Annotated in this window: 15 protein-coding genes; 6 read left to right on the top strand and 9 right to left on the bottom strand. The window is 68.6% G+C overall.

Annotated elements, in window-relative coordinates; all coding sequences use genetic code 11:
- Positions 1 to 15 precede the first annotated feature (15 nt).
- Positions 16 to 303, top strand: coding sequence for an Lrp/AsnC ligand binding domain-containing protein (locus AB0G11_RS16000; RefSeq protein WP_219511155.1), 288 nt, complete (start codon positions 16 to 18; stop codon positions 301 to 303).
- Between the two features lie 147 nt (positions 304 to 450).
- On the opposite strand, the gene AB0G11_RS15995 is transcribed toward AB0G11_RS16000, so the two are convergent.
- Genes AB0G11_RS15995 through AB0G11_RS15980 form a run of 4 tightly spaced genes read right to left on the bottom strand, consistent with a single transcriptional unit; the run spans position 451 to position 4701 of the window.
- Positions 451 to 2100, bottom strand: coding sequence for a ubiquinol-cytochrome c reductase cytochrome b subunit (locus AB0G11_RS15995; RefSeq protein ID WP_357586483.1), 1650 nt, complete (start codon positions 2098 to 2100; stop codon positions 451 to 453).
- Entirely contained in the window at positions 2097 to 3221 is a 1125-nt protein-coding gene (locus tag AB0G11_RS15990) for a Rieske 2Fe-2S domain-containing protein (protein ID WP_357586481.1), read from the bottom strand. The genes AB0G11_RS15995 and AB0G11_RS15990 overlap by 4 nt, the downstream gene beginning before the upstream one ends.
- On the bottom strand, positions 3218 to 4033 hold the full coding sequence (locus tag AB0G11_RS15985; protein WP_219511150.1) for a c-type cytochrome: 816 nt from the start codon (positions 4031 to 4033) through the stop codon (positions 3218 to 3220). The genes AB0G11_RS15990 and AB0G11_RS15985 overlap by 4 nt, the downstream gene beginning before the upstream one ends.
- Before the next feature lie 14 nt (positions 4034 to 4047).
- The gene (locus tag AB0G11_RS15980; RefSeq protein WP_219511148.1) at positions 4048 to 4701 is read right to left on the bottom strand and encodes a heme-copper oxidase subunit III; all 654 of its coding nucleotides are present in this window, start codon (positions 4699 to 4701) and stop codon (positions 4048 to 4050) included.
- Between the two features lie 196 nt (positions 4702 to 4897).
- Between AB0G11_RS15980 and AB0G11_RS15975 the strand changes: the two genes are divergently transcribed.
- Both AB0G11_RS15975 and trpD read left to right on the top strand, forming a co-directional pair.
- Positions 4898 to 5296 (top strand): hypothetical protein, encoded by a 399-nt coding sequence (locus tag AB0G11_RS15975; protein ID WP_219511207.1) that lies wholly within the window; start codon positions 4898 to 4900, stop codon positions 5294 to 5296.
- 9 nt (positions 5297 to 5305) lie between these two features.
- The gene (gene trpD, locus AB0G11_RS15970) at positions 5306 to 6352 is read left to right on the top strand and encodes an anthranilate phosphoribosyltransferase (protein WP_357586479.1); all 1047 of its coding nucleotides are present in this window, start codon (positions 5306 to 5308) and stop codon (positions 6350 to 6352) included.
- A 93-nt stretch (positions 6353 to 6445) separates the two neighbouring features.
- Here the strand turns inward: trpD and AB0G11_RS15965 are convergent, their stop codons facing one another.
- From AB0G11_RS15965 to AB0G11_RS15950, 4 genes are all read right to left on the bottom strand, one after another.
- Complete coding sequence (locus AB0G11_RS15965; RefSeq protein WP_219511143.1) at positions 6446 to 7639, bottom strand: Ig-like domain-containing protein; 1194 nt, start codon at positions 7637 to 7639, stop codon at positions 6446 to 6448.
- A gap of 142 nt (positions 7640 to 7781) precedes the next feature.
- Positions 7782 to 8195, bottom strand: coding sequence for a cytochrome c oxidase subunit 4 (locus tag AB0G11_RS15960; RefSeq protein ID WP_219511142.1), 414 nt, complete (start codon positions 8193 to 8195; stop codon positions 7782 to 7784).
- The gene (ctaD, locus tag AB0G11_RS15955) at positions 8195 to 9859 is read right to left on the bottom strand and encodes a cytochrome c oxidase subunit I (protein ID WP_357586477.1); all 1665 of its coding nucleotides are present in this window, start codon (positions 9857 to 9859) and stop codon (positions 8195 to 8197) included. Before ctaD ends, AB0G11_RS15960 begins: the two co-directional genes overlap by 1 nt.
- Positions 9856 to 10464, bottom strand: coding sequence for a cytochrome c oxidase subunit II (locus tag AB0G11_RS15950; RefSeq protein WP_357586475.1), 609 nt, complete (start codon positions 10462 to 10464; stop codon positions 9856 to 9858). The genes ctaD and AB0G11_RS15950 overlap by 4 nt, the downstream gene beginning before the upstream one ends.
- A 374-nt stretch (positions 10465 to 10838) precedes the next feature.
- On the opposite strand from AB0G11_RS15950, the gene AB0G11_RS15945 reads away from it, so the two are divergent.
- The 3 genes from AB0G11_RS15945 to AB0G11_RS15935 are packed head-to-tail and all read left to right on the top strand — an operon-like array spanning position 10839 to position 12687.
- Positions 10839 to 11972 carry a cysteine desulfurase family protein gene (locus tag AB0G11_RS15945; protein ID WP_219511136.1) on the top strand — a complete coding sequence of 378 codons (1134 nt, stop codon included), beginning with the start codon at positions 10839 to 10841 and terminating at the stop codon, positions 11970 to 11972.
- Complete coding sequence (locus tag AB0G11_RS15940; RefSeq protein WP_049566388.1) at positions 11969 to 12214, top strand: sulfurtransferase TusA family protein; 246 nt, start codon at positions 11969 to 11971, stop codon at positions 12212 to 12214. Before AB0G11_RS15945 ends, AB0G11_RS15940 begins: the two co-directional genes overlap by 4 nt.
- 53 nt (positions 12215 to 12267) lie before the next feature.
- Positions 12268 to 12687 (top strand): CBS domain-containing protein, encoded by a 420-nt coding sequence (locus AB0G11_RS15935; protein WP_219511134.1) that lies wholly within the window; start codon positions 12268 to 12270, stop codon positions 12685 to 12687.
- A 39-nt stretch (positions 12688 to 12726) separates the two neighbouring features.
- Here AB0G11_RS15935 and AB0G11_RS15930 read toward each other — a convergent pair whose 3' ends face one another.
- Positions 12727 to 13713 carry a PfkB family carbohydrate kinase gene (locus tag AB0G11_RS15930; protein WP_219511133.1) on the bottom strand — a complete coding sequence of 329 codons (987 nt, stop codon included), beginning with the start codon at positions 13711 to 13713 and terminating at the stop codon, positions 12727 to 12729.
- Positions 13714 to 13717: the final 4 nt, after the last annotated feature.

Raw genomic sequence — 13717 nt, 5'->3', positions numbered from 1 at the left:
CGATACAGTTGGCACATGGTCACGGCTATCGTTCACATCAACGCCGAGGTCGACCGGATTCCGGAGGTTGCGGCGCAGATCGCCGAGATCGACGGCGTCAGCGAGGTCTACTCCATCACCGGCGACTACGACCTGCTGGCGATGGTCCGCGTGGCGGCCTACGAGCAGATCGCCGAGGTCGTCCCGGGCCGGCTCAACAAGGTCCCCGGCGTGCTCCAGACGGAGACCCACATCGCCTTCCGCGCCTACTCCAAGCACGACCTCGACGCGGCGTTCTCCATCGGCCTGCACGAGGCCGACTGACCCGTCCCGCCCCTCACCTCACCGGAGCCCCCGCCCGCGGCGGGGGCTTTCGCGTTCCCGGAGCCTCCGCGAGCCCCCGGGAACGGGACAGGCCCGGACCTCTCGCGAAGTCCGGGCCTGTCCGTCAGCGGTGTGTCCAGCGGTGTGTCAGTGGGTGAGCGACTTGTCCTCGCCCGGGCCCACCGCCGCGTGCTCGTCCTCGTGGCCGTGCCCCTCGTCCAGCGGGATCTTCTCCCCGCCGTACGCCTTGGACATGCGGCCGCGCAGCTTGCCGAGCGGCCCGCGCATGCCCTTGGGCGGGATGCCCGAGGTGTCCTCGTCCACCGGGAGCATCGGGACGGCTTCCTTGCCGCGCATGTGCGCCGCGATGTCCTCCGCCGGAGGGGTGTGGACCTCGATGAACTCGCCGTGCGGCAGACGCTTGATCACACCCGACTCCACACCGTGGCTGATCACCGCGGCGTCGGAACGCTGCAGGCCCAGGCAGATGCGGTAGGTGATGATGTACGCCAGCGCCGGCCCCACGAAGATGAGCGCCCGGCCCACGTACGTGGTCATGTTCAGGTTGATGTGGAAGAACGCCGACAGTTCGTCGTTGGCGCCCAGCAGCCACAGCACGCCGTAGAACACGATGGCGGACATGCCGATCGAGGTGCGGTGCGGGTTGTTGCGCGGACGGTCGGCCACGTGGTGCTCGCGGTGGTCGCCGGTGATCCACCGTTCGAGGAACGGATAGAGCGCCAGGCCCGTCATGACCAGTCCGAGCGGCACCAGGGCCGGGATGATCACGCTGAGCGGCAGCGTGCCCGCCTGGGCCGTGCCGAACAGGTTGATCTCCCACGCCGGCATCAGGCGCAGCGAGCCTTCGAGGAAGCCCATGTACCAGTCAGGCTGCGAACCCGCCGAGATGTCGGCCGGCGTGTACGGGCCGAAGATCCAGATCGGGTTGATCTGCGCGAACGTGCCCAGCCCCGCGACCACGGCCAGCGTGAACAGGAAGTACGCGCCCGCCTTGGCCATGAAGGCCGGGTAGAACGGCGCGCCCACCACGTTCTTGTTGGTGCGGCCCTTGCCGGGCATCTGCGTGTGCTTCTGCACCCACATGAGCACCATGTGGGCGGTGACGAGCGCCAGCAGGATGCCGGGGATGAGCAGGATGTGCAGCGAGTAGAAGCGCGCGATGACGTCCTCGCCCGGGTACTCGCCGCCGAACAGGAAGAACGAGATGTACGTGCCGACCAGCGGCAGCGAGATCGCCACACCCTGGGTGATCCGCAGACCGGCGCCGGAGAGCAGGTCGTCGGGCAGGGAGTAGCCCGTCAGGCCCTCGGCGAGGGCCAGCGTCAGCAGCAGGATGCCGATGATCCAGTTGATCTCGCGCGGCTTGCGGTAGGCGCCGGTGAAGAACACCCGGAGCATGTGCACCATCATGCCCGCGACGAAGAGCAGGGCCGCCCAGTGGTGCATCTGCCTCATGAGCAGTCCACCCCGGACGTCGAAGCTGATGTTCAGCGCCGACGCGTAGGCCTCCGACATCATGACGCCCTTGAGCGGGGCGTACGAACCCTCGTAGATCACGTGTCCCATGCCCGGCTGGAACCAGAACGTCAGGAACGTACCGGTGAGCAGCAGGATGATGAACGCGTAGAGGGCGATCTCCCCCAGCAGGAACGACCAGTGGTCAGGGAAGATCTTGCGCATGTTGCGCTTGAGGAAGTTGGCCCCGCCCAGCCGCTCGTCCAGGACGCTGGATGTGCCGGCGATGGCCTTGGGCACCTTGTTCAGGTCGTCACTCATGCCTGGCCTCCCTTGGCCCGGACAGCGGCCTCGGCGTCGCCACGCTCCCAGAAGCTGGGACCGACCGGCACCGCGAAGTCACCCTGCGCGATGAGGTAGCCCTGGTCGTCGACCGAGATCGGCAGCTGCGGCAGCGGCCGCGCGGCCGGACCGAAGATCACCTTGGCGCCGTCGGCGGCGTCGAAGGTCGACTGGTGACACGGGCACAGGATGTGGTGGGTCGTCTGCTCGTACAGGGCCGCCGGGCAGCCCACGTGCGTGCAGATCTTCGAGTAGGCCACGATCCCGTCGTGCGTCCAGTTCTTGTTGGTGCCCGACTTGATCTCCTCGGGCCGGAACTTGATCAGGATCAGCGTGGCCTTGGCGAGCACGGTCAGGTCGTGCTCGTAGCCCTCGGGCACCACCGACAGGATGCCGCCGGGCGAGTTGAAGTCGGCCGCGCGGATCGGCTGGCCGGTGCCCTCGACGACCAGGCGGAGGTTCTTGCCCTCCTTGGTCTTCTCGCCCCACACCGTGTGGCGCAGCTCGTTGTGGAACTGCGACGCCGGCATGTCGTTGTTGTCCAGGTCGCGCAGCAGGATCAGCGGGATCAGGCCGAGCGGCGCGGCGCCGAGCAGCAGCGTGCGGCGCAGCATCTTGCGCTTGACGAAGCCGCTCTCGTTGGCGCCCTGGAGGAACGTCTCGGCCACGACGGCCCGGTCCTCCTTGGCGGAGACCATGTCGTGGCGGTCCTGGACCAGGGAGTACTTCGGCATGATCTGGCGGACCCAGACCACGATGCCGACCGCCAGGCCCAGCACGGCCAGCGTGAGCGTGCCGCCGAGCGCCAGGTTGGACAGGCCCGTCGCCTCCGGGCTGCCCACCGGGAGGATCACGTAGAAGATGAGGAAGGCGATGCCGGCGGCGAAGGTGATCAGGAAGCAGAGCGACACGATCCTCTCCGCCTTGCGCGCCTTCTGCTCGTCCTGCAGGGTGACGCCGGGAGTCTCGCCGCCGGCCGTCGCGGCGGCGCCGGCCTCGGGCTGGTCGCCGAGCAGCGAGGTGCCCGGCGCGGGGGTGCCGATGACGCGCTTGGGGACGCGCTCGTCCGGCTGCTCGATCTCGTGCTCGTTGTCTGTCATGACTTCTGTCGCTTCTTCGCGGTGATCCAGATCGAGGCGAGGACCAGGGCCAGGATGCCCACGATCCACACGACGAGGCCTTCGGTGACCGGGCCGATGCGCCCGAGGCCGAAACCTCCGGGATCCTTCTGCTCGCGGACCTGGGTGATGTAGGCGATCATGTTGCGCTTCTCTTCGGGCGTGATCGTCGAGTCGTTGAAGACCGGCATCGCCTGGGGACCGGTCACCATGGCCTCGTAGATCTGCTCGGGGGTGGCCTCGTTGAGGTTGGGCGCGTACTTGCCGCGCGTCAGCGCGCCGCCGGCGCCCGCCCAGTTGTGGCACTGGATGCAGTTGGCGCGGAACAGCTCACCGCCCTTGGCCGCGTCGCCGAGCTTGGGGTCGACCTGCTCCTTGCCCGGCACCTGCGGGCCGCCGCCGAGCGACTGCACGTAGGCGGAGATCTGCCGGATCGCGTCCGGGTTCTTCTTCACCCAGTCGGGCAGCGGCTTGCGCGGCACCTGGGCGCCCGGGTCGGAGGCCGGCATGCGGCCGGTGCTCATCTGGAAGTCGACCGCCGCGGCGCCCACGCCGATGAGCGTCGGCCCTGTCGCCGTGCCCTGCGCGTTGAGCCCGTGGCAGCTGGAGCAGTGGGCCTCGAAGAGGCTCTTGCCCTCCGCCACGTCGTCGACCTTGCCCGCCGCGAGTGCCGCGTCAGCGGGCCTGCTCACCTGCACAAACGTGGCATATACCGTCCCGACCAGCGCCAACGCCAGGATCAGGACGGCGTATCTCGCGAGCGGATGCCGCCGCCATGCGGTGATCCTAGTCACAGAGATCCCGTTCCTTACTGAATGATGTAGATGGTCGCGAAAAGGCCGATCCAGACGACGTCCACGAAGTGCCAGTAATAGGACACGACGATCGCACTGGTGGCCTGCTCATGCGTGAAGCGCTTCGCGGCGTACGTACGTCCCAGCATGAACAGGAACGCGATCAGTCCACCGGTCACGTGCAGGCCGTGGAAGCCTGTCGTGAGGTAGAACACCGAGGTGTAGGCGTTGGCGGACAGGGTCGCGCCCTCGCTCGCGAGCTCCATGTACTCGTACAGCTGGCCCGCGATGAAGACGGAGCCCATGAGGAAGCTGACGAAGTACCAGAACCGGAGCTTGCCGACCTGCCCCTTCTCCGCGGCCCACACGCCGAGCTGGCACGTCACACTCGACAGAACCAGGATGATCGTGTTGGCCGTCGCGAACGGGATGTTCAGGTGAGCCGCGTGCTCGCTCGAGGCGCCCTGCTGCAGGAGCGCGGGACCCCACTCGAGACCTTGGCCGAGGCTCACCGACCGGATGGTGAAGTACATCGCGAACAGCGCCGCGAAGAACATGAGCTCAGAGGACAGCCAGACGATCGTCCCGACGCTGACCAGGTTCGGTCGTCGGTACGGCTGGGCTGTCGTCGTCGAAGTTATTGCGGATGCTGTCGCCACGGGCAGCATTATTGCGGCTCCGGTGGTCGGTCCGGCGCACGACCCCCCGTTAGCGGGTACAAACCGGGAGCCAAGCTGGGATAATTGCCACAAAACACCCACAAGAGGTGCCAGCCTGGGCTTCCACACCACACCACCGGTACGATCCCAGGTGACCATACCGCTACGACCGATAGTGAGCGCGACCGTGAGCACCGACGACACGATGAGGGTCCTCGTCTACAGCGACGACGCCGCCACCCGTGAAGAGGTCCGGCAGGCCATCGGGCGGCGGCCGGCTGCTGACGTCCCCTTCGTGGAGATCGTGGAGTGCGCCACCGAGCCCAAGGTCCACCAGTGGCTCGCCTCCGGCGAGATCGACGTGGCCGTGCTCGACGGCGAGACCCAGCCCGCCGGCGGCATGGGCGTCGCCCGTCAGGCCAAGGACGAGGTCTACGACTGCCCTCCCATCTGCCTGATCATCGCCAGGCGCGACGACCGCTGGCTGGCCGAATGGTCCAAGGCCGACGCCGTCGTCCCGCAGCCCCTCGAGCCCATCGCGCTCGCCGACGCCGTGGCCGGCCTGATGCGCCGCCGCTCCTCCAGCCGACTCAACGCTAAGTAGGTGCCTACCGTGGACTCGCGGACGACCTGGCCGGCGCTGCTCTCCGCTCTCCTGTCCGGCGAGCACCTCACGGCCGACGAGGCCGCCTGGGCCATGCGGGAGATCATGTCCGGCTCGGCGACGCCCTCGCAGATCGCCGGGTTCGTGATCGCGCTGCGCGCCAAGGGCGAGACCGTGGCCGAGGTGGTCGGGCTGGCCCGCACCATGCTCGACCTCGCCACCCCGCTCCACGTCGAAGGCCCCGTCGTCGACGTCGTCGGCACCGGCGGCGACCGCGCCCACACCGTCAACGTGTCCACCATGGCCGCCATCGTCGCCGCCGCCGCCGGCGCCCGCGTCGTCAAGCACGGCAACCGCGCCGCCTCCTCCTCCTGCGGCGCCGCCGACGTCCTGGAGCACCTCGGCATCCGCCTCGACCTCACCCCCGAGCAGACCGCCCGGGTGGCCGCCGAGGCCGGCATCGCCTTCTGCTTCGCGCCCGTCTACCACCCCGCGCTCCGCTTCGCCGGGCCGACGCGCAAGGAGATCGGCGTCCCCACGGTCTTCAACTTCCTCGGCCCGCTCACCAACCCGGCCCGCCCCTCCGCGCAGGCCATCGGCGTCTACGACGCCAACATGCTGCCGGTCCTGGCCGGCGTCTTCGCCGAGCGCGGCGTGTCCGCCCTGGTCTTCCGCGGCGACGACGGCCTCGACGAGCTCACCATCGCCACCACCTCGACGGTCTGGACGGTCCACGACGGCGCCGCCACCCGGACGACGTTCGACCCGGCGGTCCTCGGCATCCCGCGCGCCGAGGTCGGCGCCCTGCGCGGCGGCGACGTCGCCTTCAACGCCCAGGCGGTGCACGACCTCGTCGGCGGCAAGACCGGGCCGGTGCGCGACGCCGTCCTCCTCAACACCGCCGCCGCCCTCGTGGCCCTCGACGGGCCCGGCGACGACCTCGACTCCGCCATGATCGACGCCTACTCGCGCGCCGTGCAGGCCGTCGACTCCGGGCAGGCCGCCCGGACCCTCGACAACTGGATCGCCGTCAGCAGCGCCTTCCCCGCCCGCTGACCCTCGTCCAGGCCCTCAGGGGGCTCTGCCGCCCTGCAGGGCCTGCGGCGCGCTCGTACGGGCGCGCAAGGGCCCGGGGCCCGGCCGGAGGCGTCAGGAGAAGGCCAGGGTGGGGCCCGCCTTCAGAGAGCTCCACCTGAGCCACTGCTTCCAGCTCTCCTGCCAGTGCCCCCACCCGTTGGTCGGCTCCAGCTTGCGCGGCGACCCGGTGATGACGATGGGGTCGCCGATCAGCGTGTTCTTGATGAACCAGGCCGCGTTGTCCGGGCTGATGTTCACGCAGCCGTGGCTGACGTTGGAGTTGCCCTGGGAGCCCACCGACCAGGGCGCGCTGTGCACGTACTCGCCGCTGTTGGAGATGCGGACGGTGTTGTAGACGGTCATCCGGTAGTAGCCGGGAGAGCCGGGCCCGATGCCGGGCGAGATCATGATGGTGACCGGTTCGCGGGACATGGCCAGGTGGATGCCGGAGGTCGTGTAGTACTTCCACTGGCCACCCTGCCCGGCGCTCATCGGCATCTCGCGGATCTTCTTGCCGTCGCGCCTGACGTGCAGGACGTGCTCGTCGGTGCTGCCCTTGGTGATCTGGGAGCGGCCGATCCTGAAGTCGAGCGCCAGGTCGCGCTTGCCGTACAGGCCGTTGCCGCCCCGTACGCCCGCGAGGTTGGCCTCGACGCGGACGTCGGTGCGGGCGGGCCAGTACTCGCGCGGCCGGAAGTCGACGTGGCGGTCGTCGAACCAGTGCCAGGCCCCCTCGACGGGCTTGGAACTGCGGACGAGCAGGTTGCGCTCGACGGAGACGCGGTCGGTGATCGGCTGGTCGAAGGCGATCATGATGGGCATGCCGACGCCGACGGTGAGGCCGGTGTCGTCCCGGTTCGGGGTGATGCGCTCGATGTCGAACGTCTTGACCGCCTTGACCGTGGAGAACGTGCTCTTCTGCTCGGACTCCTTGCCGTCGGCGTTGGCGACGACGGAGGTGATCGTGTACGTGGTGCCGGGACGGGCGGTGGCGGTGCTGCGCCAGCGGGTGCGGTCGGCGCTGAGCGTGCCGGGCAGGGCGCCGTCCTTGCCGCGCACGGTGACGCTCTTGAGCGTGCCCGCCTGGGCCGCCACGACGACGGTCTGGTCGGTCGGCACGTTGGCGGCCCTGTCGTGCGGGTACATCGTCACGGTGGCGTCGGGCGCCTTGGCGGCCTTCTCCTCGTCGGCGGCGCTGCTCGTCGAGCAGGCCGTCAGCAGCGCCAGTGCCAGCAGGCCGGCTGTTCGATACGCAACGCGCCCCACGAGTACTCCCCCGTCCGAGTAGAGCAGATTCACCTCCCTTATTACCCTGAGTGATCGAATCGCCACATCCGCCCCCCGGTAAAGAACGCCAAAAAGCGGGCGTCCCTCCCGAAAAGGAGGGGCGCCCGCCCGGCGGGGTCGCTCAGTGCGAGAAGTGGCCCCGGTAGTACTGGAAGACGAATCCGATCATCGCCATGATGACCAGGAACACGCCGATGATGAACATCCACAGGCCGATGACGAACCCGGCGAAGGCGAAGGCCGCCGCCAGGCAGACGAACAGCGGCCACCAGCTGCTGGGGCTGAAGAAGCCGATCTCGCCGGCCCCGTCGCTGATGTCGGCCTGCTTGTTGTCCTCCGGCTGGGCGCCGATGCGCTTGGCCGTGAACATCAGGTAGTAGCCGATCATGAACGCGAAGCCGACCGAGATCGCCATCGCGGTGGTGCCGACCGGCTCACCCTGCCCCGTGGCCGCCTTGGTCCAGAACCAGTAGGCGACGTCGACGCCGGCGAAGAACAGGCCGCACAGGAGGAACAGCCAACCCTGGACCTTCATCAGTCCTCAACCTCCTTGGCGGGCTTCGCGGACGTGTGCGGGTACTTCAGGTCGAACGCGGGGCGCTCGGACCGGATGGGCGGCAGCGAGGTGAAGTTGTGCCGCGGCGGCGGGCAGGAGGTCGCCCATTCGAGCGAGCCGCCGTAGCCCCACGGGTCGTCCACGGTGACCTTGGGCGCGGTGCGCCAGGTCTTCCAGACGTTGTAGAAGAACGGCAGCGTCGAGGCGCCCAGCACGAACGCGCCGACCGACGAGATCATGTTCAGGTCGGTGAAGCCGTCAGCCGGGCTGTAGTCGGCGTAGCGGCGCGGGAAGCCGAGCACGCCGAGCCAGTGCTGGATGAGGAACGTGGCGTGGAAGCCGATGAACAGCAGCCAGAACTGGAGCTTGCCGAGCTTGTCGTCGAGCATCTTGCCGGTGAACTTGGGCCACCAGAAGAAGAACCCGGCGAACATCGCGAACACCACGGTGCCGAACACCACGTAGTGGAAGTGCGCCACCACGAAGTACGTGTCGCTGATGTGGAAGTCGAGCGGCGGCGAGGCCAGGATGACGCCCGTCAGACCGCCCAGCAGGAACGTCACCAGGAAGCCGATGGAGAACAGCATGGGTGACTCGAAGCTGAGATGCCCTCGCCACATCGTGCCGACCCAGTTGAAGAACTTCACGCCCGTCGGCACCGCGATGAGGAACGTCATGAACGAGAAGAACGGGAGGAGCACCTGCCCGGTCGGGAACATGTGGTGCGCCCAGACCGTGATGGAGAGGCCGGCGATGGAGATCGTGGCGGCCACCAGGCTGATGTAGCCGAAGATCGGCTTACGGCTGAAGACCGGCAGGATCTCGGTCACGATGCCGAAGAACGGCAAGGCGATGATGTAGACCTCTGGATGGCCGAAGAACCAGAACAGGTGCTGCCAGAGCATCGGCCCGCCGTTGTCCGGCGAGAAGATGTGGGTGCCGAACTTGCGGTCGGCCTCCAGGGCGAGCAGCGCGGCGGCCAGCACCGGGAAGGCCATCAGCACGAGCATGCTGGTCAGCAGCACGTTCCAGGTGAAGATCGGCATGCGGAACATGGTCAGGCCGGGCGCCCGCATGCAGATGATCGTGGTGATGAAGTTGACCGAGCCGAGGATGGTGCCCAGGCCGCTCAGCGCCAGACCCATGATCCACAGGTCACCGCCGATGCCCGGCGAGCTGATCGCGTTGGACAGCGGCGTGTAGGCGAACCAGCCGAACGCGGCCGCGCCCTCCGGGGTGAAGAACCCGGAGACGGCGATGATGCTGCCGAACAGGTAGAGCCAGTAGCTGACCATGTTGAGGCGCGGGAACGCCACGTCGGGCGCGCCGATCTGCAGCGGCATCAGCTCGTTGGCGAAGCCGGCGAACAGCGGCGTCGCGAACATCAGCAGCATGATCGTGCCGTGCATGGTGAACAGCTGGTTGAACTGCTCGTTACTGGTGAACTGCAGCCCCGGCTGCGCCAGCTCGGCCCGCATGACCAGCGCCATGATGCCGCCGATCAGGAAGAACACGAACGAGGTGATCAGGTAGAGATGTCCGATGATCTTGTGATCGGTGGAGGACAGCCACTTGGCGATCACCTGACCCTTCGTCACGGGCCGGGGGGCACTCGTCACGAGTGGTTCATGGATGGCGGTCACTGGGCACTCCCAGCCTGGTTGGACGCGGTGTACGACTTGAACTCATCCTGGCTGACGAGCTTCACCGAGAAGAGCATGCGGCTGTGGTCGGCGCCGCACAGCTCGGCGCACCGTCCGGCATAGACGCCGGGCTTGTCCAGCGTCTTGATCTCGAACTTGCGTCCCGGGTTGTCGTCCGGGATGCCGGGGATGATGTCACGCTTGAAAATCATGTTCGGCACCCAGAACGAGTGGATGACGTCATCGGTGAACAGGTCGAACTCGACCGTCGAGTTCACCGGCAGCACGAGCTGCGGCCCCTGCTGGTAGTCGCTGACCGGCATGCCGACCACCGGCTTGCCGGTCTTCCCCTCGACGGTCGTGGTGAAGCGCCAGCTCCACTGGAACGCCTCGACCTTGACCTTGACGTCAGGGTTGCCGGACACCTTGGTCAGCGTGTCGCTGTCGCGCGCGGTGAAGAAGAAGAACACCGACACCATGACGAGCGGGACCAGGGTGTAGAGCATCTCGATCGGCAGGTTGTAACGCACCTGCGGCGGAAGCTCGGCCTTGGCCTTGCGCTTGGTGTGGAAGATGCACGCCCACACGATCAGGGCGATGACCACGGCGCCCGTGGCCAGCGCGGCGATCCACGCCCCGTTCCACAGATTCGTGACGACGTCACCCTGCGTGGTGACTGACTCCGGCAGAAGGCCACGGGACCAATCGGCCTCGGGAACGTCATTTGCACACGCCGTAGCGGAGGCCAGAAGCAACGCCAAAGCGGCGGCGCGCGGCACTCTACGCCGGGCCAACGAACGCCGCGTCGTACGGCGGGTCGGACTCACGGATCGCCTACCCCACAGATGAAGCCCAGGAGTCTTCTCCTGAGCGCTCGTATTTCCAGATGCACAGCTGATTGCAGACACATTAGCGTGCAAGGGCCTCGCCCTTCCGCGCGCCCCCTCGGTGGCGCGCCGCGGATGGGACGATAGGTCTCGTGGCGTACTTTGACGCGGCCTCGACCGAACCGCTTCACCCTCAGGCGCGCGAAGCGCTCCTGGCGGCGATCGACGTCGGCTGGGCCGACCCCGCGAGACTCTATGGCCAGGCCCGCCGTGCCCACCTGCTGCTGGAGCAGGCTCGCACGGAGGTGGCCGAGGCGCTGGGCGCGCGCCCCGACGAGGTGTCGTTCACCTCGTCCGGCACGCAGGCCGTGCATCTCGGCGTGCTCGGCACAATACAGGGCAGACGCCGAGTCGGCCGACATCTGGTGACCAGTGCCGTCGAACACTCCAGCGTCCTGCACGCCGCCGCGCTGCACGAGCGCGACGGCGGCACGGTCGAGACGGTGGGCGTGGATCTGATGGGCCGGGTCGACCTGGCGGCCTTCACCGAGGCCGTGGCCAGGCCGGACACCGCGCTGGCCTGCCTGCAGACGGCCAACCACGAGGTCGGCACGCTCCAGCCGGTGGCCGAGGCCGCCGCGGCGTGCCGGCGCAACGGGGTGCCGCTGCTGGTCGACGCGGCCCAGACGGCGGGCCGGATGCCGGTGCCGCCGGGCTGGTCGGTGCTGACGGCCAGCGCCCACAAGTGGGGCGGGCCGCCCGGGGTGGGCGTGCTGGCCGTGCGCAAGGGCACCCGGTTCCGCTCGTTCGTGCCGGAGGACGAGCGCGAGCGCCGCCGGGTGCCCGGGTTCGAGAACGTGCCGGGCATCGTGGCCGCCGCCGCGGCGCTGCGCGCGATGGCGGCCGAGGCGTCGCGGGAGCGCTCCAGGCTGTCGGCCCTGGTCGACAAGATCCGCGAGACCGTGCCCAAGGTCGTGCCGGACGTGGAGGTGATCGGCGACCCGGTCGAGCGGGCGCCGCACATCGTCACGTTCTCCTGCCTGTACGTCGACGGCGAGGCGCTGCTGGCGGAGCTGGACAAGGCCGGGTTCGCCGTGTCGTCCGGCAGTTCGTGCACCGCTAGTACGCTTCGTCCATCGCACGTCCTGGAAGCGATGGGCGTGCTGACGCACGGGAATGTCCGGGTGTCACTGCCCAGGGGCGCTTCGGCGGCCGAGGTCGACAGGTTCCTCGCCGTGCTGCCCGAGCTGGTGAGCCGGATCCGCCACGACGCAGGAGTCTCATGACCGAGGCCACTCAGCCGGCATTGACGATCGACGCGCTCGGGAAGAAGTGCCCGATCCCGATCATCATGCTCGCCGAGCAGATCAACCACATCCCGCTCAACGCGGTGGTGGCCGTGCTGGCCGACGACCCCGCCGCGTTCACCGACGTGCCCGCGTGGTGCCGGCTCAAGTCGCACCGCCACGTGGGCTCGTACGAGCTTCCGCAGGGGGGCTGGGCGATTCACGTACGGCGTAACTACTGACGCCCGAACTGGGTAGGGCCCCCGGAAAGCACCGATATCCGGGGGAAAGAGACATGACCGATCAGACTGCTCGCGACCTCATGAATCCGGGCGCGGAGTGCATCCAGGCTCACGAGACGCTCGACCGCGCCTCGCAGATGATGCGTGACATGGGGGTCGGGGCGCTGCCGGTGTGCACCGACGACCGCGTGAGCGGCATCATCACCGACCGCGACATCGTCATCAAGTGCGTGGCGGCGGGCCACGACCCCGCCAAGGTGCGGGCCGGTGACCTGGCGACCGGGCTGGTGTGGGTGGCCGCCGACGCCACCGTGGAAGAGGCGCTGGCGCGCATGGAGGAGCACCAGATCAAGCGGCTGCCGGTGATGCACGACAACCGCATCGTCGGCATGATCACCGAGGCCGACCTGGCCAGGCACCTGCCCGACGACCAGCTCGCCGAGTTCGTGCACCGCGTCTACGCGCGGTCCTGAGCGGCCCCGCCGCCGGGCGGGGCCTGCCCGGGCCCGGGATCAGGGGTGGTAGCAGCGGATGTGCGGGGCGATCTCGGCGGCCGCCTCGGCGCCGTAGGCGGAGCTGAAGCGCTCCATGAACGCCCGCTGCCCCAGCTCGTACTCCTGGCCGCCGACGCGCTCCAGCACGTGCGTGGCGGTCAGGTTGCCGATCTGGCCGCACCGCTCCAGGGACAGGTCCCAGGCCAGGCCCGCGAGGAAGCCGGCCCGGAAGGCGTCGCCGACGCCGGTCGGGTCGGCCTTTCCGCGCTCGGGGGCGGGGGCGACGGCGATGGACGGCTCGCCCTTGCGGTCGATGACGGCGCCCTTGGGCCCGAGCGTGGTGACGCGGACGCCGACGCGGTCGAGGATCTCCTCGTCGCTCCAGCCGGTCTTCTGCTCGATGAGGCCCTTCTCGTAGTCGTTGGAGAAGAGGTAGGCGGCCCCGTCGACGAGCTGGCGGATCTGCTCGTCCTCCATGCGGGCGAGCTGCTGGGAGATGTCGGCGGCGAACGGGATACCGCGGTGGCGGCACTCGTCGGTGTGGCGCAGCATGCCGTCGGGGTCGTTGGGGCCGACGAGCACCAGGTCGAGCCCGCCCACCCGGTCGGCGACCGGCTGCAGCTCGATGAGCCGCGCCTCGGCCATCGCCCCGGTGTAGAAGGAGGCGATCTGGTTGTGGTGCTTGTCGGTGGTGCACAGGAATCGCGCGGTGTGCTGGGTCTCGGAGACGTGCACCGAGTCGCAGTCGACGCCGTGGCGCTCCAGCCAGGACCGGTAGTCGGCGAAGTCGTTGCCGACGGCGCCCACGAGATAGGGCTTCAGGCCGAGACAGGCCATGCCGAAGGCGATGTTGGCGGCGCATCCTCCGCGCCGGATCTGCAGATCGTCGACCAGGAACGACAGTGACACCCGGTCGAGTTGCTCGGCGATGAGCTGATCGCCGAAGCTGCCGGGGAACGTCATCAGGTGGTCTGTGGCGATGGAGCCGGTGACGGCGATGCGCACGGGA

Origin of the sequence: Nonomuraea sp. NPDC023979, from assembly GCF_040639085.1 — a bacterium.
In the GTDB taxonomy this organism is placed as follows: Bacteria; Actinomycetota; Actinomycetes; order Streptosporangiales; family Streptosporangiaceae; genus Nonomuraea; species Nonomuraea ceibae.
This window is presented reverse-complemented; position numbering and strand designations above follow the sequence as displayed.

Bases quoted from the DNA above. Each gene is read 5' to 3' on its own strand.
- AB0G11_RS15990 (WP_357586481.1), bottom strand. From the start codon at position 3,221: ATGACAGACAACGAGCACGAGATCGAGCAGCCGGACGAGCGCGTCCCC.
- AB0G11_RS15935 (WP_219511134.1), top strand. From the start codon at position 12,268: ATGACCGATCAGACTGCTCGCGACCTCATGAATCCGGGCGCGGAGTGC.
- AB0G11_RS15940 (WP_049566388.1), top strand. From the start codon at position 11,969: ATGACCGAGGCCACTCAGCCGGCATTGACGATCGACGCGCTCGGGAAG.
- AB0G11_RS15975 (WP_219511207.1), top strand. From the start codon at position 4,898: ATGAGGGTCCTCGTCTACAGCGACGACGCCGCCACCCGTGAAGAGGTC.
- AB0G11_RS16000 (WP_219511155.1), top strand. From the start codon at position 16: ATGGTCACGGCTATCGTTCACATCAACGCCGAGGTCGACCGGATTCCG.
- AB0G11_RS15995 (WP_357586483.1), bottom strand. From the start codon at position 2,100: ATGAGTGACGACCTGAACAAGGTGCCCAAGGCCATCGCCGGCACATCC.
- AB0G11_RS15980 (WP_219511148.1), bottom strand. From the start codon at position 4,701: ATGCTGCCCGTGGCGACAGCATCCGCAATAACTTCGACGACGACAGCC.
- AB0G11_RS15960 (WP_219511142.1), bottom strand. From the start codon at position 8,195: ATGAAGGTCCAGGGTTGGCTGTTCCTCCTGTGCGGCCTGTTCTTCGCC.